Annotated in this window: 17 protein-coding genes; 9 read left to right on the top strand and 8 right to left on the bottom strand. The window is 33.2% G+C overall.

The features are described 5' to 3' along the window. Nucleotides 1-41 precede the first annotated feature (41 nt). Entirely contained in the window at nt 42-902 is an 861-nt protein-coding gene (locus OZP08_RS10190) for a hypothetical protein (RefSeq protein WP_281321768.1), read from the top strand. Nucleotides 903-984: 82 nt separating this feature from the next. Beyond that, nucleotides 985-1,332, top strand: coding sequence for a lipocalin-like domain-containing protein (locus OZP08_RS10185; RefSeq protein WP_268845983.1), 348 nt, complete (start codon nt 985-987; stop codon nt 1,330-1,332). A 224-nt stretch (nt 1,333-1,556) separates the two neighbouring features. On the opposite strand, the gene OZP08_RS10180 is transcribed toward OZP08_RS10185, so the two are convergent. The 5 genes from OZP08_RS10180 to OZP08_RS10160 all read right to left on the bottom strand — a co-directional run bounded on the left by OZP08_RS10180 (nt 1,557) and on the right by OZP08_RS10160 (nt 7,822). Then, a complete protein-coding gene (locus OZP08_RS10180) occupies nt 1,557-1,856 on the bottom strand; it encodes a hypothetical protein (protein ID WP_268845982.1) in 300 nt (99 codons plus the stop codon). A gap of 249 nt (nt 1,857-2,105) precedes the next feature. Beyond that, nucleotides 2,106-3,569, bottom strand: a complete 1,464-nt coding sequence (locus tag OZP08_RS10175) for a lipopolysaccharide biosynthesis protein (RefSeq protein ID WP_281321767.1) — start codon at nt 3,567-3,569, stop codon at nt 2,106-2,108. A gap of 42 nt (nt 3,570-3,611) precedes the next feature. Further along, entirely contained in the window at nt 3,612-4,910 is a 1,299-nt protein-coding gene (locus OZP08_RS10170; RefSeq protein ID WP_281321766.1) for a glycosyltransferase family 4 protein, read from the bottom strand. An 86-nt stretch (nt 4,911-4,996) separates the two neighbouring features. Further along, nucleotides 4,997-7,423, bottom strand: a complete 2,427-nt coding sequence (locus OZP08_RS10165) for a YfhO family protein (protein WP_281321765.1) — start codon at nt 7,421-7,423, stop codon at nt 4,997-4,999. Between the two features lie 117 nt (nt 7,424-7,540). Next, nucleotides 7,541-7,822: a DUF4834 family protein gene (locus OZP08_RS10160; protein ID WP_268845981.1), complete on the bottom strand. Its 282-nt coding sequence runs from the start codon at nt 7,820-7,822 to the stop codon at nt 7,541-7,543. Nucleotides 7,823-7,958: 136 nt separating this feature from the next. Between OZP08_RS10160 and OZP08_RS10155 the strand changes: the two genes are divergently transcribed. Beyond that, nucleotides 7,959-8,912: a transporter gene (locus OZP08_RS10155; protein WP_268845980.1), complete on the top strand. Its 954-nt coding sequence runs from the start codon at nt 7,959-7,961 to the stop codon at nt 8,910-8,912. Between the two features lie 20 nt (nt 8,913-8,932). After that, on the top strand, nt 8,933-10,054 hold the full coding sequence (locus tag OZP08_RS10150; protein ID WP_281321764.1) for a GTP cyclohydrolase: 1,122 nt from the start codon (nt 8,933-8,935) through the stop codon (nt 10,052-10,054). 88 nt (nt 10,055-10,142) lie between these two features. Here the strand turns inward: OZP08_RS10150 and capB are convergent, their stop codons facing one another. After that, nucleotides 10,143-11,405: a cysteate-C-fatty acyltransferase gene (gene capB / locus OZP08_RS10145; protein WP_268845979.1), complete on the bottom strand. Its 1,263-nt coding sequence runs from the start codon at nt 11,403-11,405 to the stop codon at nt 10,143-10,145. Between the two features lie 413 nt (nt 11,406-11,818). Between capB and OZP08_RS10140 the strand changes: the two genes are divergently transcribed. After that, entirely contained in the window at nt 11,819-12,607 is a 789-nt protein-coding gene (locus tag OZP08_RS10140; protein WP_281321763.1) for an NYN domain-containing protein, read from the top strand. Nucleotides 12,608-13,139: 532 nt separating this feature from the next. On the opposite strand, the gene OZP08_RS10135 is transcribed toward OZP08_RS10140, so the two are convergent. Continuing rightward, nucleotides 13,140-13,568 carry a lipocalin-like domain-containing protein gene (locus OZP08_RS10135; RefSeq protein WP_268845978.1) on the bottom strand — a complete coding sequence of 143 codons (429 nt, stop codon included), beginning with the start codon at nt 13,566-13,568 and terminating at the stop codon, nt 13,140-13,142. A gap of 238 nt (nt 13,569-13,806) precedes the next feature. On the opposite strand from OZP08_RS10135, the gene OZP08_RS10130 reads away from it, so the two are divergent. The 4 genes from OZP08_RS10130 (at nt 13,807) to OZP08_RS10115 (ending at nt 18,469) form a co-directional block, all read left to right on the top strand. Beyond that, a complete protein-coding gene (locus tag OZP08_RS10130) occupies nt 13,807-14,385 on the top strand; it encodes a non-canonical purine NTP diphosphatase (protein ID WP_281321762.1) in 579 nt (192 codons plus the stop codon). 205 nt (nt 14,386-14,590) lie between these two features. Then, nucleotides 14,591-16,495 carry a DEAD/DEAH box helicase gene (locus tag OZP08_RS10125; RefSeq protein WP_281321761.1) on the top strand — a complete coding sequence of 635 codons (1,905 nt, stop codon included), beginning with the start codon at nt 14,591-14,593 and terminating at the stop codon, nt 16,493-16,495. A gap of 89 nt (nt 16,496-16,584) precedes the next feature. Next, nucleotides 16,585-17,352 (top strand): carboxypeptidase-like regulatory domain-containing protein, encoded by a 768-nt coding sequence (locus OZP08_RS10120; protein WP_281321760.1) that lies wholly within the window; start codon nt 16,585-16,587, stop codon nt 17,350-17,352. An 82-nt stretch (nt 17,353-17,434) separates the two neighbouring features. Beyond that, complete coding sequence (locus tag OZP08_RS10115; RefSeq protein WP_268845976.1) at nt 17,435-18,469, top strand: sulfite exporter TauE/SafE family protein; 1,035 nt, start codon at nt 17,435-17,437, stop codon at nt 18,467-18,469. A gap of 55 nt (nt 18,470-18,524) precedes the next feature. Here the strand turns inward: OZP08_RS10115 and OZP08_RS10110 are convergent, their stop codons facing one another. Then, complete coding sequence (locus OZP08_RS10110; RefSeq protein ID WP_268845975.1) at nt 18,525-19,175, bottom strand: TrmH family RNA methyltransferase; 651 nt, start codon at nt 19,173-19,175, stop codon at nt 18,525-18,527. Between the last annotated feature and the right edge of the window lie 139 nt (nt 19,176-19,314).

The raw sequence follows: 19,314 nt of genomic DNA, 5'->3' as shown, positions 1-19,314 counted from the left end.
TTTTTAATACTTTTAACCTGCAACCAATTAAAAAATGAAAAATGAAAAAAACAATTAATTCCATTATTTTAGTTTTTTCACTAATTCTTCTTCTCTCCCCTTCAACTTCATGGAGTCAAACTAAAGAGGATACCGTTATCATGAAAAATGGCGAAAAGAAAACCGGTAAAGTCATTTCTGTAAATTCGACCACAATGAAGTTTTCTTATAGCCAAGAAACAGCAGAATACGAAATAAACAAATCTGAAGTAAGTAAGATTGTATTTGCCAGCGGCCGTACTGAAACATTCGATAACCAGCAACAACCAATAACCACACCTGCAAACACAGAAACAAATGATAAGAATGGCACAACACTCTCAACAGAACAACGAAAAAACAAAATTGCCATACTTCCTTTTGAGATAGAGACAAATGACCAAGGACTTTCGACAGCATCAATGAGCAAACAGATTCAAGAAACATGTATAACTGCTCTGAGATCGCAATCTCCTTTTCAAACCATACAAGATCCTATGCTAACCAATACTATATTGGCTAAAAAAAATTTAACTGCAAACGATCTTTCAATGTACACACCTAAGGAATGGGCAGAATTATTGGGCACGGAATATGTAATCATTGGTTCATATTCCATTCAGAACAAAGGAACATCAACATTTGGCAGCAATACCGCATCTTACAATAGTAAAACAAATGACAATAAAACGAAAGGCACTGCTTACGGAGCCACAAATTCCTATACCACTATAAATTATGATACACATGTAAATATCAGTATATATAATGATAATGGTGAGCAAATATTTTCTGATTCAAGATCTCCTGCTTTGGGAGGAATTGACTCTTATAAAAGTGCCTTAAAAACTATAATGAAGCGATCTCCTTTTGGGAAAAAATAATATACAAGCACTTCAAAGGAATTTATAAATTAAGATTATAAAAATTATTTAAATCAAATACTAACCCCTAAAATTAAAGAATATGAAATTATTTACTCTTACCTTTTTATGTTTCATCGGGCTGACTTGTAATGCTCAGACACAAAAAGAACTCATCGGAAAATGGAAACTTGTCCAACAGACAAAAGATGGAGTTGTCACAACACCCAAAGACACTTATCAAATGTTTATGGAGAATGGTAAATTCCAAGGAATTAATGGAGATAAATCAAGAGAAGGAAAATGGAAATTATCTGATGACAATACTAAGCTTACAATTATGATCAGCATTATATCCGTGAATTTTGATATTGTTTATTTTGACGCAAATAAACGTACAATAAACAGCCCACAAACCGGAAAACTAGAATATGAAAAGGTTCTGGAATGATTAGTTTGTGCCATTAATAAAGTTTAGACACAGCTAGATTAACTTCATTTATTGTCATACAGCCTAATAAACATAAGTGTTATCACTACCCCCTCTTTTATTCCAGAGGGGGAAATCTTCAATAATAGAGATAACAACCAGTACAAAATAAAAAACTACACCCCGATATAATCGAAATGTAGTTTGATTAATAATTTAACACTTTTTCATAGGGTCAAAATAGATTATCCCATATAACAATCCTCTTCAAAAACATTACCATCTTCATCAAGTGCGACCAATATTTTTTTAGTCTTACATGAAACCTGGCTTAAATACAACCATGGCAATGTCCACACTCCAAAAGTGACACAACAAACAAAAAAATTGAAACTGTGATTTATTTTTTTACCCTCTTTTACTAAAACTGCAAATGGCATTTTATCATTTTTTTCTACGATTACAAAACCATTTTTTATTTTATTGGCAATTGTGTTAGTAAAATCATTTAATTTTTCCTGAGTAATAAATTGATTTTTTATCATTTAGGTGCTTTTTCAATTATACATAACTGAAACTATTAGAATAATATTGTAAAATTACCTCCAATAAATAAAAGACACAATACCTGTTTTTAGTGATTTTTCAAAAAACATGAACTCAAATAATTAAAAATTAATAAGTTACAAATCCTACAAAAACTTTAAAATAAAAATAGTTAATGCAAGAAAATTGAATACCGCATTTTTAAAACATGCCCTACCAAAAGTTAAAAACAGAAAGTACTTGTCTATTTATCTAATTACTTTTTTTATCAATTTATCAAGAACTTGATTGATTTCATTAGAAACCACAAATCTGTAATTAACGTAGATATACACTATTGTCACTAAAATTGATTTTAATACAATTCCAACAATGGGATGAATAGGAAATTGCCAAAAGTAAAACATCAAAAACACTACTAACGTAATACCAAGAGAATGTAACGTTTGTTTGGTAAATGGATACAAATGCAATTTTTTAACAACAAATAATAATTTAGCTAAACTGTATAAAGTGATAGACAATAAAGTGGCAAATGCTGAACCTATAATCCCGAAAACCGGTATGAAAATCATATTCAAAACGACTGTCAAAATAACCAATGCGACTCCTAAAAACAAAACTGTTCTATAATATTTTGTATTAAAAATAATGGCATTATTGTTCCCTAGTATCAGATCAAAATATTTAGACAAACCAATCATAAATACAACCATAATACCTCCACCGTATTCTTTTGGTACCATTTCATACAACTGATTGATGTTTACAAAAATACAAAGCATCACGAAGCCACCTACTACTTGAAGATTAATAGATGTTTTTTTATACAAACTATTCAACTCATCATGACTGTTTTCATGCATCAATTTTGCCGTAATTGGATACACAATTTGATGCATTGCACGACTTGGCACCGATATTACTAAAGCTATATAAGTTGCCACCGAATAGAATGCAATATTTTCAATCTTCATGTATTGATTCAAAATCATTTTATCTCCATCCAAAAGCAAGTTGGCAACACTACCCGATAGGATAATATAAAATGTATAAATCAATATCTCCTTAGTGTTTTCGGGTATTGCGAACTGAAAAACAGGTTTCTTAATATTGAATGCATAAAACATTGTAACCAAAAAGGCTACTATATATAATACTGTCGTTGCATACACAAACCCTTCTACAGAAAGCCAATTGTAATATACAGCAATCAACAAAAACAAAGAGAACAACCGTAAACCTACTTCCTTAATAAAATTCCCAAATACAGAATGCATGTGCACTCTGGCCCAAGCATAAAATATTTCGAAATAAGCCATGCTCAATCCAATTATTGGTATTAACCAAATATAATCTTTAACTACTGCATTTTGTTTAGATAAAAAGAATATTATTTCATCGTAAAAAAAGAGCCCCAACAATAAAAAGGGAATGATTGATATTAAGGGGAATAATACTGTGAAAGACAAAAATCGAGATCTTTCTTCGTCTGTTTTATATTGTGAATAGTACTTTACCAAAGTGTTCTGCATACCAATGGCAAACAATGGCATTATGACATTAGCACATGAAGTCACATAATTAGTTAAACCATAAAAAGTAGCTCCCAAAAAAACAGGATATAAATAAATGGTATTTATACCGCCAATTGCAAAACCGATATAGGTGATTATTGTGTTTTTTAAAGATTGATTTAAGACTATGCCCATTAATTATGAGTTTAAGGTTTTAAAGTTTAAAGTTGGCAAAACTTAAATTTTTGAATGAATCAACTGTGCCAGTTCTTTAGTTAAATTCTTTCTGGAATATTTTTGCAAACCTACACCATACGATTGTAAATTCCCTTCTAAATATTGATTATAATATTTTAAAATCAAATTTTTCAATTTTAATTTCTCGGTATAATCAAAAAACACTCCTGTATTGGTCTCAGTAATAATTTCTGCAAAATCTGAATCGACTGGACCAATAGCAATAATTGGTCTATTAGAAACCATATATTCAAATAATTTTCCAGGAATTATACTTTTAGTTTCCTCTGAATTAATTTCGATAAGCAACAAAACCTGTGACCTTCTTTGGTGAGCTACTGCTTCAGAATGTGGCACATATCCTAATTTATTCAAATAAGGATTCAATTCAAACTTTGAGATGGTTGCTAATACTTCTTCGCTGACTTCCCCAATCAATTTTATCTCCAAGTGAGATTTAAACTCTGGAACTTCATTTAACAATTCGGTTAAACTTTCCCATAAAATGGTTGGGTTTCTTTCAGAAAGAAAGGAGCCAATGTGTGCCAAACTAAATTTGGTATCAAGTCGTAACACATCAATTTTCTCTGTATCATACCCATTGGTAATAACCGTTATAGGCTTATTGGTGATATCTTCAAATTCGGCTTTGGTCGTTTTACTGGTCACTATAATCGTATCCGCAGTATTCAAAACCTGATATTCTAATGCTTTGTGCTTTCTACCAGCACTTTTGGATAGTTTTAATGATTTATGATATCCAATGGTAGTCCAAGGATCACGAAAATCAGCAAACCAAGTAAGTTTTAATTTTTGCTTTAAACTTAAACCAATCAAATGCAAACTGTGCGGAGGTCCTGAGGTGATAATAGTATCTATATTATTTTCTACTATATATTTCTCTAAATAGGAAACAGATGGTTTTACCCAAAAAACCCGTGCATCTGGAATAAATAAGTTGCCTCGAACCCACAGCATCGTTTTTTCAAAAAAAGATTGCTTTTTTTGATTAGGAATAATGCCCGAGCTAATTTTTTTGGTTTTATTTTTAGAAAAAAATGAAGCCAGCTGATAAGGCTCGAAAATTTTATGTTTTAAAATAATCGCTTTCTCTGAAACTTCTTTCTCTAATTTGACATCAACAATCGGGTATGTTGGATTTTCCGGAATATAAACAATTGGCTGAATATCAAAATCAGGTAAATATTTCACAAACTTAAGCCAACGCTGAACGCCAGGCCCTCCTGCTGGTGGCCAATAATAGGTTATGATAAGGATTTTTTTTGATTCTGATTTCAATTTTTTATTTTATTGTTTATTATAGAGATGCACCGCAGTGCATCTCTGCAATATGCATCTCTTCAATAAATCTTTACTATATGTTTCTATTTTTTCTTTCTCTCAAAATAAATCCCACCAACTAAAAGGAACAACATCCCAACTGAACTGATAAGTGTAATCATTCCACCTGTTTTTACAACCTGAGGATCAAACTTGAACTCGATACTGTGTTTGCCAGCAGGAACCACAATTGCTCTTAAAGCATAGTCGGCTCTCATAATCGGTGTTTCTTTTCCATCAACAAGTGCTTTCCAACCTTTCTCATAATACATTTCAGAGAAAACCGCCAGACCTTCTTTTGAATTCGTTGACGTGTATTTTAAGTTATTCGGTTTGTATGAGTCTAAAGTTATGGTTGCCGAACTATCTTTAGCGAAAGCTTTACCCTTAATCGTTGCAAATTCATCATCATTAATAATAGCCACATCTTTAGAATTAAATTTATCTAAAGCTTTCATCTCAGCATCCGAATTTTTAACAAAATCCACTTTACCAACAAACCAAGCATTACCATTAGCATCTGTATTGATAATTGGATATTCTTTACCCTCTTTATCTGTTTGAATAACATACTTAACATTTAGCATATTAAGAATTTCAGTATTGTTTTTAGCAATTTGATAATCAAACAATTGTTGCATCCTTTGTGGTTTTACAGCACTATATCCTCCTATTGCTTTATGAAAATAAGATGTTCTTGCCTGCATCAACCCTTGAATATCAAAAACACGGTAATTAGTTGGATCTTTTAGAATCTCTGCATCTGTTGGTGTTTCCTGAAAAGGCACTTCAACTTCTCTGGCATTTATAAAATCTTTGTTAGAAACATAGTTTTTATCTACAAAAAACAAGTCCGAAACCATGAATAATCCAACCAAAATAATAGCTGTATTTTGGGCAATTTTATTTTTAATGAACAACCACAACACACCCGCTGTGATCAGAATAAAAAATCCGGAACGCAACAAGTCGGCACTATACAATGTTCTTCTGTCTGCTTTTATGGCATCTACAAAACTTGGTCCATAACTTTGCATTAAACTACTGTCACTTCCTCCCGCAAAACTGAACATACCTTTGCATAAAAACAAAAGGATAATCAACCCTAAACCTACGGCTCCCGATTGCAACAGTGGTTTTAATTGTTTTTCTTTTTCTAATTTAAAGAAAGACTGCAAGCCCATAATGGCTAGAACTGGTAAACACAATTCTAAAATAACCTGAATAGATGATACTGCTCTAAACTTATTATACATTGGAATATAATCGATACAGAAATCCGTCAATGCAGGGAAATTTTTTCCCCAAGAGAGAATTAAAGTCAATAATGCACCACCAAGGAATGCGTATTTAATTTTTCGTTCGTCAACAAACAAGGCCAAAATCCCCAAAAAGAAAACCACTGCACCGATATATGCCGGAGCCGACACTATAGGTTGGTCACCCCAATACGTTGGCATTCCTCCCTTGGCATATTCGACAGCTTGCTCTTTTGTAATATATTGCCCTTCCCCTACTTGCTGTTGTTGCAAAAATTCAACAATTTTAGAATCTTCACTCAAACTCTCATTATTGGAACCTCCAAAAAGTCTAGGAGCAATAAGGTTAAAACTTTCGGCAATACCATAACTATATTCTGTGATATAATCGCGACTCATCGCCACATCTGTAGTTCTTTTGGATCCATCAGGATTGAAACTCAAATTGCTTTTGCCTCGTGTACTAAAATTAGCATACTCAGCTGTTGCCAATATATTAGTAGCATTAGCACCTATAGCAATAATACCGGCACAAATAAGCGTACCTAATGAATACAACAAAGATTTATATTCTTTTGATTTGATTCCTTCATAAATAAAATAACCTGAAAGAATCAATAATAGAATCAATAAATAAAAGGTCATTTGAAAGTGATTGGCATTTACCTCTAATGCCAAGGCAAACATGGCGAGCAATCCTCCCCAAATGTATTTTCTTTGAAAAACCATAATAAAACCAGCAACCACGAGTGGCATATAAGCAATGGCATGAGCTTTGGCATTATGGCCAACCCCAAGAATAATAATCAGATAGGTTGAAAAACCAAAAGCGACAGCACCAAAAAAAGCTTTTAGCGGATCGGCCTTCAAGACCAACAACAAAACATAAAAACTTAGAAAATATAAAAACAAATAATCCGCTGGGCGAGGCAAGAAACGCAATACATCATCTATAGCACCAACATAATCATGCGGGTATTTGGCTCCCAATTGATAGGTTGGCATTCCTCCAAAAGCCGAGTTTGTCCAATAAGGCTCCTCATGATTGGTAGCTCTAAAATCATTTTGCTCTTTGGCCATACCCGTATATTGGGCAATATCAGATTGAAAAATTTGTTTTCCTTGTAAAACAGGAAAGAAATAAAGTGTAGAAACGAATACAAAACCAACGATGGCCAGTATGTGCGGAAAGAACTTTTGAAGTTGCTTCATTATTTGAGTTTATGGTTTAGGGTATAGATTTATGAGTCTAATATTACGACAAAAAAATCTAAATACTCGATATGGTTTTGGATTTGGAGTCAGATACCTCTTTTGGAGGTTAAGGGATTAATCTATTTCTTCGTAATCAACATAGTCTCCCACTTTTTTGGTTTCACGTGGGTTTCTATCATTAGCGGTGTTGATTATGATTTCATCATTATTTGGTGTTCTACGCCAAGTTGTATTTTGAGCTTGCTGTTGCTGTTGTTGGAAATTTTGACCCGCTTTTTCCACTACCTTTTTAACTAATAAAGGCATAAATAATCGAGCCAAAAATTTAAAAATATAATAGAACGCAATGATAAAAAATAGCGTTTCTATAAAACCCGAAAAAGAGGCTGTTTGCATAATCGAATAATTTTTAAGCAAAATTAATAAATCCAAGTCGAAACTTTGGAACAAAATAAAAATATCATTCTTAAATAAATGATAAAATATAGTACATTTGAAATGCGTTATCCCTATTCAACTCAAATATTTTAGTATGTTTAATATCAAATTTTTATTTATTGCCGCAGTTTTTTTGATTCCAACAATTCATTACGGACAACACACCGATGAGATTAATTCTAATAGACCGGGAGAATCCATGTCGGCTTTTGCTGTCGGAAAAACCGTAATTCAAGTCGAAACTGGTGTTTTTGGCATACAAGAAAGCCACAGTCTATCAAACTATGATGCCAACGGTTTTGGTATTGACATGGAATTGCGATATGGGGCATTCCTAGAAAATTTAGAATTTATAGCAGATATTCAATATGTAAATGAAAAATTTACATATCCCATGAGGGTTGATGATAAAGCTGATTTCAAACAATCCGTTTTGGGAGCCAAATATCTAATTTACGATCCTAATAAAGGATATAAAAGAGAAGTAAATCTATACAGCTGGAAAGCCAATCATAAATTCAATTGGCACCAAGTTATTCCGGCAGTAGCAGTATTTGCAGGAGCCAATTTTACAGGCTCCGACAATCCATTTTATTTTTCACCAGATGCAAGTATCTCACCAAAAGCCGCTTTGATTTTGCAAAACCATTTAGGAGACGGAAGCTGGGTATTTGTAACCAATATTATTTATAATTACATAGCAACCGACTATCCTAGTTTGAGCTATATCCTTACTTTGACCAAAGGAATTAATACTAAGTGGTCTGCCTTTGTAGAAAATCAAGGAATAAAAAGTGATTTCTATAGTGATGCAATAGTTCGTGGAGGTGCAGCCTATTTGATTAATAAAAACTTACAAGTAGACGCTTCTATCAGTACCAATTTTAAAGACACTCCATCAATAGTTTACGGAGGAGTTGGTGTTTCATGGCGATATGATGGTCGTTACAAAGAAGTTCATCTCTTAAGCAAAGAAGAAGAAGCTGCCGAAAAAATGGCTAAAAAGACCAACACAAGAAAACAAAGCAAAAGTTCTAAGAAAAAATAAAAATACACTTTCCGGAAATAATGATTACCATACAAGAAGCTAAAACTAAAAAGGAATTAACTGAATTCATAAAATTCCCTTTTTCTTTATATAAAAACAATCCTTATTGGGTTCCGCCAATTATTGCAGATGAATTGGAGACGTTTGACAAAACTAAAAATCCCGCTTTCCTCAGTGCCGAAGCCACCTTTTATGTAGCCTATAAAAATGATACGATTGTAGGTAGAATTGCAGCTATAATCAACTGGGACGAAGTTAATCACCAACAAAAAAAGAAAGTCCGTTTTGGCTGGTTCGATGTTATTGATGATCTAGAAGTAACCAAAGCATTGCTTGAAAAAGTATACGAATTAGGAAATAAAAACAATCTTGAATATGTTGAAGGTCCGATGGGATTCTCCAATTTAGACAAAGTAGGAGTTCTAACTGAAGGGTTTGAGGAATTAGGAACTATGATTACATGGTACAATCATCCTTATTATGCAACCCATTTTGAAAAATTAGGATATATAACTGAGAAAGAATACTTAGAAAACAAATTCCCATTTTCTAATGCCAATCCGGAGTCTTTTCAAAAAATAAATGAGTTAATCAAAAAAAGATACCAACTCACACCTCTCAATTTTAAGTCGACTAAGGAAGTGATGCCTTATGTCGATAAGATGTTTGATTTATTTAATGAAACCTATGCGAGTTTGTCCTCATTTGTAGCGATTTCAGACATTCAAAAAGAATATTTCAAGAAAAAATACATCAACTTCATCAATCCGGAATACATAAAATATGTAGAGGACAAGGATGGGAATTTAGTGGCTTTTGCAATTGTAATGCCTAGTTTCTCAAAAGCATTGCAAAAAGCCAATGGCAAATTATTCCCTTTTGGATTTTTGCATTTACTAAATGCGAGACGCAACAGTAAAGATGTTGTTTTTTATCTCATAGGTGTACATCCTGAATATCAAAACAAAGGAGTAACAGCTGTAATTTTCAACGAATATTACAAAGTTTTTAAAAAGAAAGGAATTGAAAATTGTTTCAGAACTCCTGAATTATCAGACAATATAGCAATTCAATTGATTTGGAAAAATTTCGACCCTGTAGTACACTGCCGCAGAAAAACGTTCAGAAAAGAACTCCAATAATATAGATTCCATAAAAAAAATCCATTCGCAAAATACGAATGGATTTTTTTTATGAATAAGATCAGTAAAAACCGATCAATACTTTTATTTATGCATCTAAATCAACAGTGGTTTTACTTGCAATTTCTTTATAAGTACCGTTTGTTAATTTTTCACGTATAGCTTCAAATGCAGCCAATGTTTCATCAATATCTTCCAAAGTATGAGAAGCAGTTGGAATCATACGCAATAAAATAATTCCTTTTGGAATTACAGGATACACTACAATAGACAAGAAAATACCATAGTTTTCTCTTAAATCATTTACCATAATCATCGCTTCCGGAATACTTCCTTCTAAGTAAACAGGAGTGATACAAGTATTGGTGTCCCCAATATTAAATCCTCTTTCTTTCAAACCATTTTGTAATGCATTCACATTAACCCACAATTTGTCTTTTATTTCAGATGATTCACGCAATAATTCCAAACGTTTCAACGAACCAACAGTTTGAATCATTGGCAACGCTTTAGCAAACATTTGTGAACGCAAATTGTATTTCAAATAATCAATAACATCTTTATCAGCAGCTACAAAAGCACCAATGTTAGCCATTGATTTTGCAAATGTCGAGAAGTAAACATCAATTCCGTCCTGACAACCTTGCTCCTCACCTGCTCCAGCACCAGTTTTACCAAGAGTACCAAAACCATGTGCATCATCAACAAGCAAACGGAAATTGTATTTCTTTTTCATCTCTACAATCTCTTTCAACTTACCTTGTTGTCCACGCATTCCAAAAACACCTTCAGTAATAAATAAAATACCACCACCAGTAGTTTCGGCTAATTTAGAAGCACGTTCTAAATTTTTCTCCATGCTCGCAATGTCATTGTGACGATAAGTAAAACGTTTCCCCATGTGCAAACGAACACCGTCAATAATACAAGCATGTGCATCTACATCGTAAACAATCACATCATTTTTAGTAACCAAAGCGTCAATGATAGACACCATTCCTTGGTAACCAAAATTCAATAAATAAGCTGATTCTTTCATTACAAAAGCAGCCAATTCTTCCTCAAGTTGTTCGTGGTATTTAGTATGACCACTCATCATTCTTGCCCCCATTGGGTAAGCCGCACCATAAGCAATTGCTGCCTCAGTATCCGCTTTACGTACTTCTGGATGATTCGCTAGACCTAAATAATCATTCAAACTCCAGTTTAAAATATTTTTACCTTGAAATTGCATTCTTGGTCCTAATTCACCTTCTAATTTTGGAAATACAAAATAACCTTCTGCTTGTGAAGCCCATTTTCCTAGTGGACCTTTATTACTTTGAATTCTTTCGAATAAATCTTTAACCATAATATATTGTATCTACTAATATTAATTTTTAAGAAGCTGCAAAATTAATTATTTAAAATTTATTAGCGTATTGAAAGCAAAATTATTTTTACTTCCCAAAAAATACCTAAAAATCAATTATTTTACCCAAAGAAAAATAAAATAAGAAGCAATTCCTGCTGTTCACTTCAAGCTCTCCGTCACAAACCTTTTTTTCTAATGCGCTGGCAGGAGCTTCCTTTGGTCGCTCTGCCGGCACAGGAAAAAATAGATTTCTTCCATAGAGGCTTTCCATTACCATCAGGGCTAATTGTAGGAATCAACAATAATCTTCAATAAAAACGTGTATATTTGAATCAGTTTCGATTATAATTTTAATACGAAAAATCCAAAAATTGATAATCAGAACAATACAAAATCTAAAACAATTCAGTATGTCCCAAAATACAAAAGAACTAAAACTCGCCGTACTCATTGATGCCGACAATGTTCCTTACAGTAATGTAAAAGGAATGATGGAAGAAATCGCTAAATATGGCACACCCACCACTAAACGCATTTATGGTGATTGGACCAAACCCAATGCCAGTGGTTGGAAATCAGTTTTACTCGAACACGCCATTACACCAATCCAACAATATAGTTATACAATCGGAAAAAATTCCTCCGATTCAGCCTTGATAATCGATGCAATGGATTTATTGTATTCAGACAAAGTCGATGGTTTTTGTATCGTTTCCAGCGATAGTGATTTTACCAGACTAGCCATACGATTACGAGAATCGGGTATGAAAGTAATTGGGATTGGCGAGAAAAAAACTCCAAATCCTTTTATTGTAGCTTGCGACCGTTTTATTTATATAGAAGTTTTAGAAGGTGCCATCAAAAAGAAAAAAACGAAACAAACCGTTTCTGCTCCTACAGCAGATCCTAAAGAAACCAAAAAAGCTGCTTCAAAAGAGACGACTATAAAAGTAGACAATAAAACCATCGAATTAATAGAAGACACCATTGACGCCATTGGAGATGATGACGGATGGGCTTTCTTAGGCGATGTTGGAAACTTAATCGTAAAGAAAAAACCCGAATTCGACCCAAGAAGCTTCGGGTTCAACAAACTTACTCCAATGCTCAAATCTCTAACAGATATCCTAGAAATAGACGAAAGAGACTCCGATAAAAAAGGAATCAAACATGTATATGTACGATTGCGCTATACCTAGTCTTTGTTTAGAAATAAAAGTAGCCATATCGAATATTAACTTTTAAACTCTTTCAATAATGAAAAAACAATTGTTTACAATCGATATAGTGCTATTAATATTTCCCTGATAATTTAACCAATCTAACAAGACATTAGCATATACCATAAAAAAGAGAGCGGTACTACCGCTCTCTAATTTGTCGTTCTGATTTATCATTATCTAACTTATACCCTAAACCTGTGTATAGCTGACTATTGAGATACTTTTTCTAATATTGAAATATTTGTGATATTATATACTCAAGTAATTAATCAAAACCACAATCAAATTTACAACATATTCACATCTAAACACATATAAAACAACACTTTAACCTCATTTTAACGCATCAGATTTTGCAGATAAATTACTTTATTCAATTATTAAAATCGGGATTATAACTATATGTAAAAAAAAAGCAGTAGTAAACAACTGCTTACTACTGCCTAATTTTTATTATTCTTTAATTTCTTTATACTGATATCAGCCTTCCAAAATTAAATAATAAAATTTATGCTTTAACCAATGTTACGATAACTGTTAATGCAACTCCTCCCTCACTATAAGAAACTTTTAATTTCAAAGTTGAATCCGTAACACTTACTACTTCGAAAGATGTAGATTCACCATCACTCACAACAGTAAGTTTATTTCCGTCTTTTTTCCAAGTTCCTGTATCAACAGTAAGTTTACAATCTGAACTGTATTCACCAGAATTAGCTACTCCAGCAGTTTTAAGTTCTAAATAATCTTTAGCACAATTAGCTTGATTATCAATATAATCATTGAATGGCACTTCAATACCATTTGTAGTTATAGCTGCAGTTGAATAATTCCACTTCCCTTCAATAGAAGCTTCTTTATCATCATCTTTACTACAAGATACAAATGACATTCCTAATGCCAACACAGAAACAAATAAAACACTTAATTTTTTCATTTTTTTTATTTTTTATTAATTAAAGCACAATATTACATATAAAAAAGCTTAATAAAAAAACAAATCATCAAGATATTTACCTACAGATAATTTTTACTAAATAAGGTATTGACGTAACTACTTACGATGATTTAAATTAAGTCTAGTAAAGCAAAATGCCTCAAATGAAAAAATATTCAGGACAAAAAACTAGTCTATTTTAAAACAATGTATTTTTGCATCAATAAAAAAATAAGTAATGAAAATCGTATTCGCCACCAACAACCCTAATAAAATAAAAGAAATACAAAGCATGCTCCCTGATAGCATAGAAATCATTAGTCTCGAAAGCATTGGCTGTCACGAAGAAATTCCCGAAACCGCTGATACTATTGAAGAAAACGCTATAATGAAGGCCGATTATGTAACCCAAAAATATGGCTACGATTGTTTTGCTGACGATACAGGACTTGAAGTTGATGCACTCAATGGTGAACCTGGTGTGTACTCTGCTCGCTATGCAGGAGAGCAACGTTCTGCTGAAGACAACATGACAAAATTACTTTTGAATTTAAAAGACAAAAGCAATAGAAAAGCACAATTTAAAACAGTAATCACATTAAACCTAAAAGGGAAACAATATCTTTTTACAGGTATTGCACGAGGTGAAATCACTTTAGAAAAATCAGGGAATCAAGGTTTTGGATACGATCCTATTTTTAGACCTGAAAATTACCAAGAAACTTTTGCTCAATTACCATTAGAAACAAAAAACAAAATCAGCCACCGAGGGATAGCCACTCAAGAACTAATCCGTTTTTTGAAAGAAAACAAATAATTGTTCAAAATGCAACATATTTTACATTAAAATTTAAATATATGAGACGTAATTTCAGACTAAAATTTAAAATTTAAAGTCCAAAATAGAAAATTCAAATCACAATACACTGATTATCAAATACTAATAAATCATTAAATCTTAAAATAGCATTAGTTTATATGAATTATAAACAGTAATTTTGCACCCTATTTTAAAAATACATATGAATAAATTTGAACAATTAGGATTGAGTGAATCGTTACTGAAGGCGATTTTAGATCTAGGATTTGAAAATCCGAGCGAAGTACAGGAGAAAGCGATTCCCCTATTATTGGAAAAAGATACAGATTTAGTTGCGTTAGCTCAAACAGGGACAGGGAAAACGGCAGCGTTTGGTTTTCCAGTTATTCAGAAAATTGATGCCAACAACAGAAATACACAAGCATTAATTTTATCTCCAACACGTGAATTGTGTTTGCAGATTGCCAACGAACTTAAAAACTACTCAAAATACGAAAAAGGTATAAATGTAGTAGCAGTTTACGGTGGGGCTAGCATTACAGAACAAGCGAGAGACATTAAAAGAGGGGCACAAATTATTGTAGCAACTCCAGGAAGAATGCAAGATATGATTAACAGAGGCTTGGTAAACATTTCTCAAATTAACTATTGCATCCTTGACGAAGCAGACGAAATGTTGAACATGGGTTTCTACGAAGATATCGTAAACATCCTTTCTACTACACCTGACGAAAAAAACACATGGTTGTTTTCTGCAACTATGCCTGCTGAAGTGGCACGAATTGGAAAACAATTTATGTCTAACCCACAAGAAATTACTGTAGGAACCAAAAACTCTGGTTCAGCTACTGTATCACACGAATTTTACCTTGTAAATGCACGTGATCGTTACGAAGCTTTGAAACGTTTGGCAGATGCCAATCCAGACATTTTCTCTGTAGTTTTTTGTAGAACAAAACGTGACACTCAAGCGGTTGCCGAAAAATTAATCGAAGACGGATACAGCGCTGCTGCATTACACGGAGATTTATCTCAAGCGCAACGTGATGGGGTTATGAAATCTTTTAGAGGAAGACAAATCCAAATGCTTGTTGCAACTGATGTTGCTGCTCGTGGAATTGACGTTGATAATGTAACTCACGTAGTAAACTACCAATTGCCGGACGAAGTAGAAACTTACAATCACCGTTCAGGACGTACTGGTCGTGCAGGTAAATTAGGTACATCTATCGTAATTGTAACTAAAAGTGAATTACGTAAGATTTCTGCAATCGAAAGAATCATTAAACAAAAATTCGAAGAAAAAACAATCCCTTCTGGAATTGAAATCTGCGAAATCCAATTATTACACTTAGCTAATAAAATTAAAGATACTGAAGTTGATCACGAAATTGACAACTACTTACCTGCTATCAATGATGTATTAGAAGGTTTATCTAAAGAAGAATTAATCAAGAAAATGGTTTCAGTAGAATTTAACCGTTTTATTGCTTACTACAAGAAAAACAGAGACATCACTAGTCAATCTTCAGATAGACGCGATCGTGGTGACGATAGAGAGCCAAGAGCAAACAACAATGGTGGTGCTACAAGATACTTTGTAAATATTGGTTCTAGAGACAATTTCGATTGGATGTCATTAAAAGACTACTTGAAAGAAACATTAGACTTAGGTCGTGATGACGTATTCAAAGTAGATGTAAAAGAAGGTTTCTCTTTCTTTAACACTGATCCAGAACACACTGATAAAGTAATGGACATATTGAACAACGTACAATTAGAAGGTCGTCGTATCAATGTTGAAATTTCTAAAAATGATGGTGGCGGAAGACGTGACCATAACGGAAGAAATTCTGGTGGATTTGGAGGAAGAAGCTCTTCAAGAAGAGAAGGTAGCTTTGCACCAAGAAGAGAAGGTGGTTTTAGAGGTGACAGAGGTTCATCTTCTAGAGAAGGTGGTTTTAGATCAGAAAGAAACTCAGGTTCAAGAAGAGATGGTGGTTTTTCATCAGACAGATCTTCAAGAGAAGGTTCATCAGAAAGAGCACCTAGACGTTCTGAAGGCTTTGGTGATTCATCAAGATCAAGAAGACCAAGAAGAGACTAACAATTCCGATTGTTAATTTTCTTATAATTATACTGGAACTACAAAATATTTAATCCTGTTTTACTACTTTTAAAGCTTTAAAACAGTTTATGAAATATTTTGTAGTTTTTTTATTTGTAATTGCTTCCATAAGTGCAGTAGCTCAAACTACTGATACTCCACAAAAAGTCTCTGGTACAATTATTAGCGACAATACCGGCACCCCTTTAGCCAGCGTAAACATCATCAATATCAATCAAGTTACCGGTACCACTACGGATGACAAAGGTAATTTTGAGATTGCTGTAACCCAAAGTGACACCTTACACATCACACTTCTTGGCTTTGAGTCTTTACGAGTTAGAGTGACCAATGACTGGATAAAAAACAAAAAAACAACTATTCAATTGACCCAAAAGGCAATCGCTTTAAAAGAAGTGGTCATAAGCCCTTATTACCTTACTGGATATCTGGAAATCGACTCAAAATTAATCCCCATAAAAGAAGATTACCGTTATAGTATTTCGGGTTTAAATCAAGGTTATGAAGGAGGTCAATATGCACCTGAAGCTTTTGGAAAAGTACTCGGCTCCATATTTAATCCTGCTGATATGCTCTACAATGTCTTTGGGAAGAGACCCCAACAGCTCAAAAAGCTTAGGGAAATGCGAAAAGATGACACCGTAAGAAACCTATTAGAAACCAAATATGACAGGGAAACCATTTCATTATTACTAGGAGTCTCCCAAGACGAAATTGCAGAAATATTAACTCGATGCAGCTATTCCGAAGCTTTTATAAAAACTGCTAATGACCTTCAAATCATGGATGCCATAAGTGGTTGCTATGAACAATATAAGATCTTGAAAAAGAACTAAGAGTTACTTTTTTCCTAATTTTTTTAATACCAAAATTTAAATGCTAAATTAAAATCATCCAAATGATTTTAGCACTCCCCCTATGGAAAACACTCTAATACTCATTTTCATTTTTAGCTTTTTAGCCTTTTCTATCAGTGCTATCTGCGGAGGTGGCGCAGGATTAATGCTCATTCCTTTATTAGGACGACTTTTGCCTATTTCCCAAGTTCCCGCCGCATTATCGATTGGAACATTTACAAGCTCAGCTTCCAGAATAATAGTTTTTAAGAAAAACATTTGCTGGCCTATTGTAAAATATTTTGTACCCGCAGCACTTCCAGCAGTTTGGCTCGGGGCATGGCTACTCAAATATGTAAACCCAATATATTTAGAAATTGTCATGGGACTCTTTTTGGTTAGCAACTTACCTTTTGTTTTTAAAAAGCCAAAAGAATTAGATAATACCGAAAAACCTAAAAATTACGTCTTGTCCCTCATTGGGTTTTCTGCAGGATTTCTATCAGGACTAACTGGTGCAGTTGGTCTTTTATTTAATAAATTTTATTTGCGCTACGGTCTTTCTAAAGAAGAAATTGTAGCCACAAGAGCTGCTAACGAAATCATACTCCATTTGGTAAAAATAGTACTCTACACCTTATTTGGTTTGATCACTTATGAAGTTATTTCCGTTGGTATAGTAGTTGCAATTGCAGCAATACTTTCTACTTGGTCAATGAAATGGATTTTACCTTTTTTGAGTGAATTTATATTTAAAAAAATAGGCTATTTCGCCATGGTAATTTCTGGATTTTTAATGCTAACCCAATCTAGCACCAATCTATTTAATGCCAATCAAGCAGTTATTAGCACCAATGCAAAGTCAAAAGGAATAGAAACCATTTTAAAATGGCAAAACAGCAATTTTGCTCTTGAGTTCGCCTATGATGAAGGTTTTGAATTTGAGCAATCAATTAGTTTGACCGACTTAACTAAATCCCAACAAAAATTAGTTTTAGAAAAGAACAAAACTGCTGACAAAATAATAATTGAGGCCGTTTATGAAATAGGATCCAAATCGTTTGAAGCTTATTATTTAAAAAAAGGAGAACTCATCGACAAAATAGATTTTAAATAAATTTGACGTCAAAAAATGTTTACCTAAAGCTTAAAAACAACAAACAGAATATCGCTTACTGATAATACCTCGCCTCGATTCGCTTAATATCCCTGATGGATTTTCGGGTCCAATCCAGTCTTTTCTCCAGAATTTCTTCCTCTGTCAACTGCCAGTTGACATCAGAATTACGCAATCTATTGGTCAGGTTCTGAATAACAATCGCAGCCGAAACCGAGATATTCAAACTCTCCGTAAAACCTACCATCGGAATTTTAAGAAAACCATCAGCTTTCTGGATAATCTCTTCAGACAATCCTTCTTTTTCAGTACCAAAAAACAAAGCACTTGGTTTAGAAATATCAAAATCCTCCAGCAAACAATCATTTGCATGAGGTGTTGTCGCTATAATTTGGTATCCCCTGCTCTTTAATGTATCAATACAATTGGCTGCACTGTCGTAAGCTGAAATATCAACCCATTTTTGGGCACCCATCGCGATTTGCTTATCAATTCTTTTACCAAAACGCTCCTCTATAACATGCAGTTCCTGAACACCAAAAACCTCACAACTACGCATTACCGCACTAGCATTATGCATCTGAAAAACATCTTCAACAGCAACCGTAAAATGTTTAGTTCTGTTTTGTAATACTTTCAAAAAATTTTCTTTTCTGTTTTCTGTTATTATATTTTCAAGATAATTGAGGTAATCTAAATCAATCATTGCGTATTATTTTTTTGGCAAAAATACTAAAAAAGACAATAGTGAATAGTCTTTAGGCATTAGCCTTTTTCTAACTGTTTTTAATTATTTTTGACAATAAAAACAAATTAGAGATTAAGTCAGAAGTTCTCCGCAAATT

The organism is Flavobacterium aestivum (assembly GCF_026870175.2).
GTDB lineage: Bacteria > Bacteroidota > Bacteroidia > Flavobacteriales > Flavobacteriaceae > Flavobacterium > Flavobacterium aestivum.
Note: the sequence above shows the minus strand (reverse complement) of the source record. Positions and strands in the feature narration are given on the sequence as shown.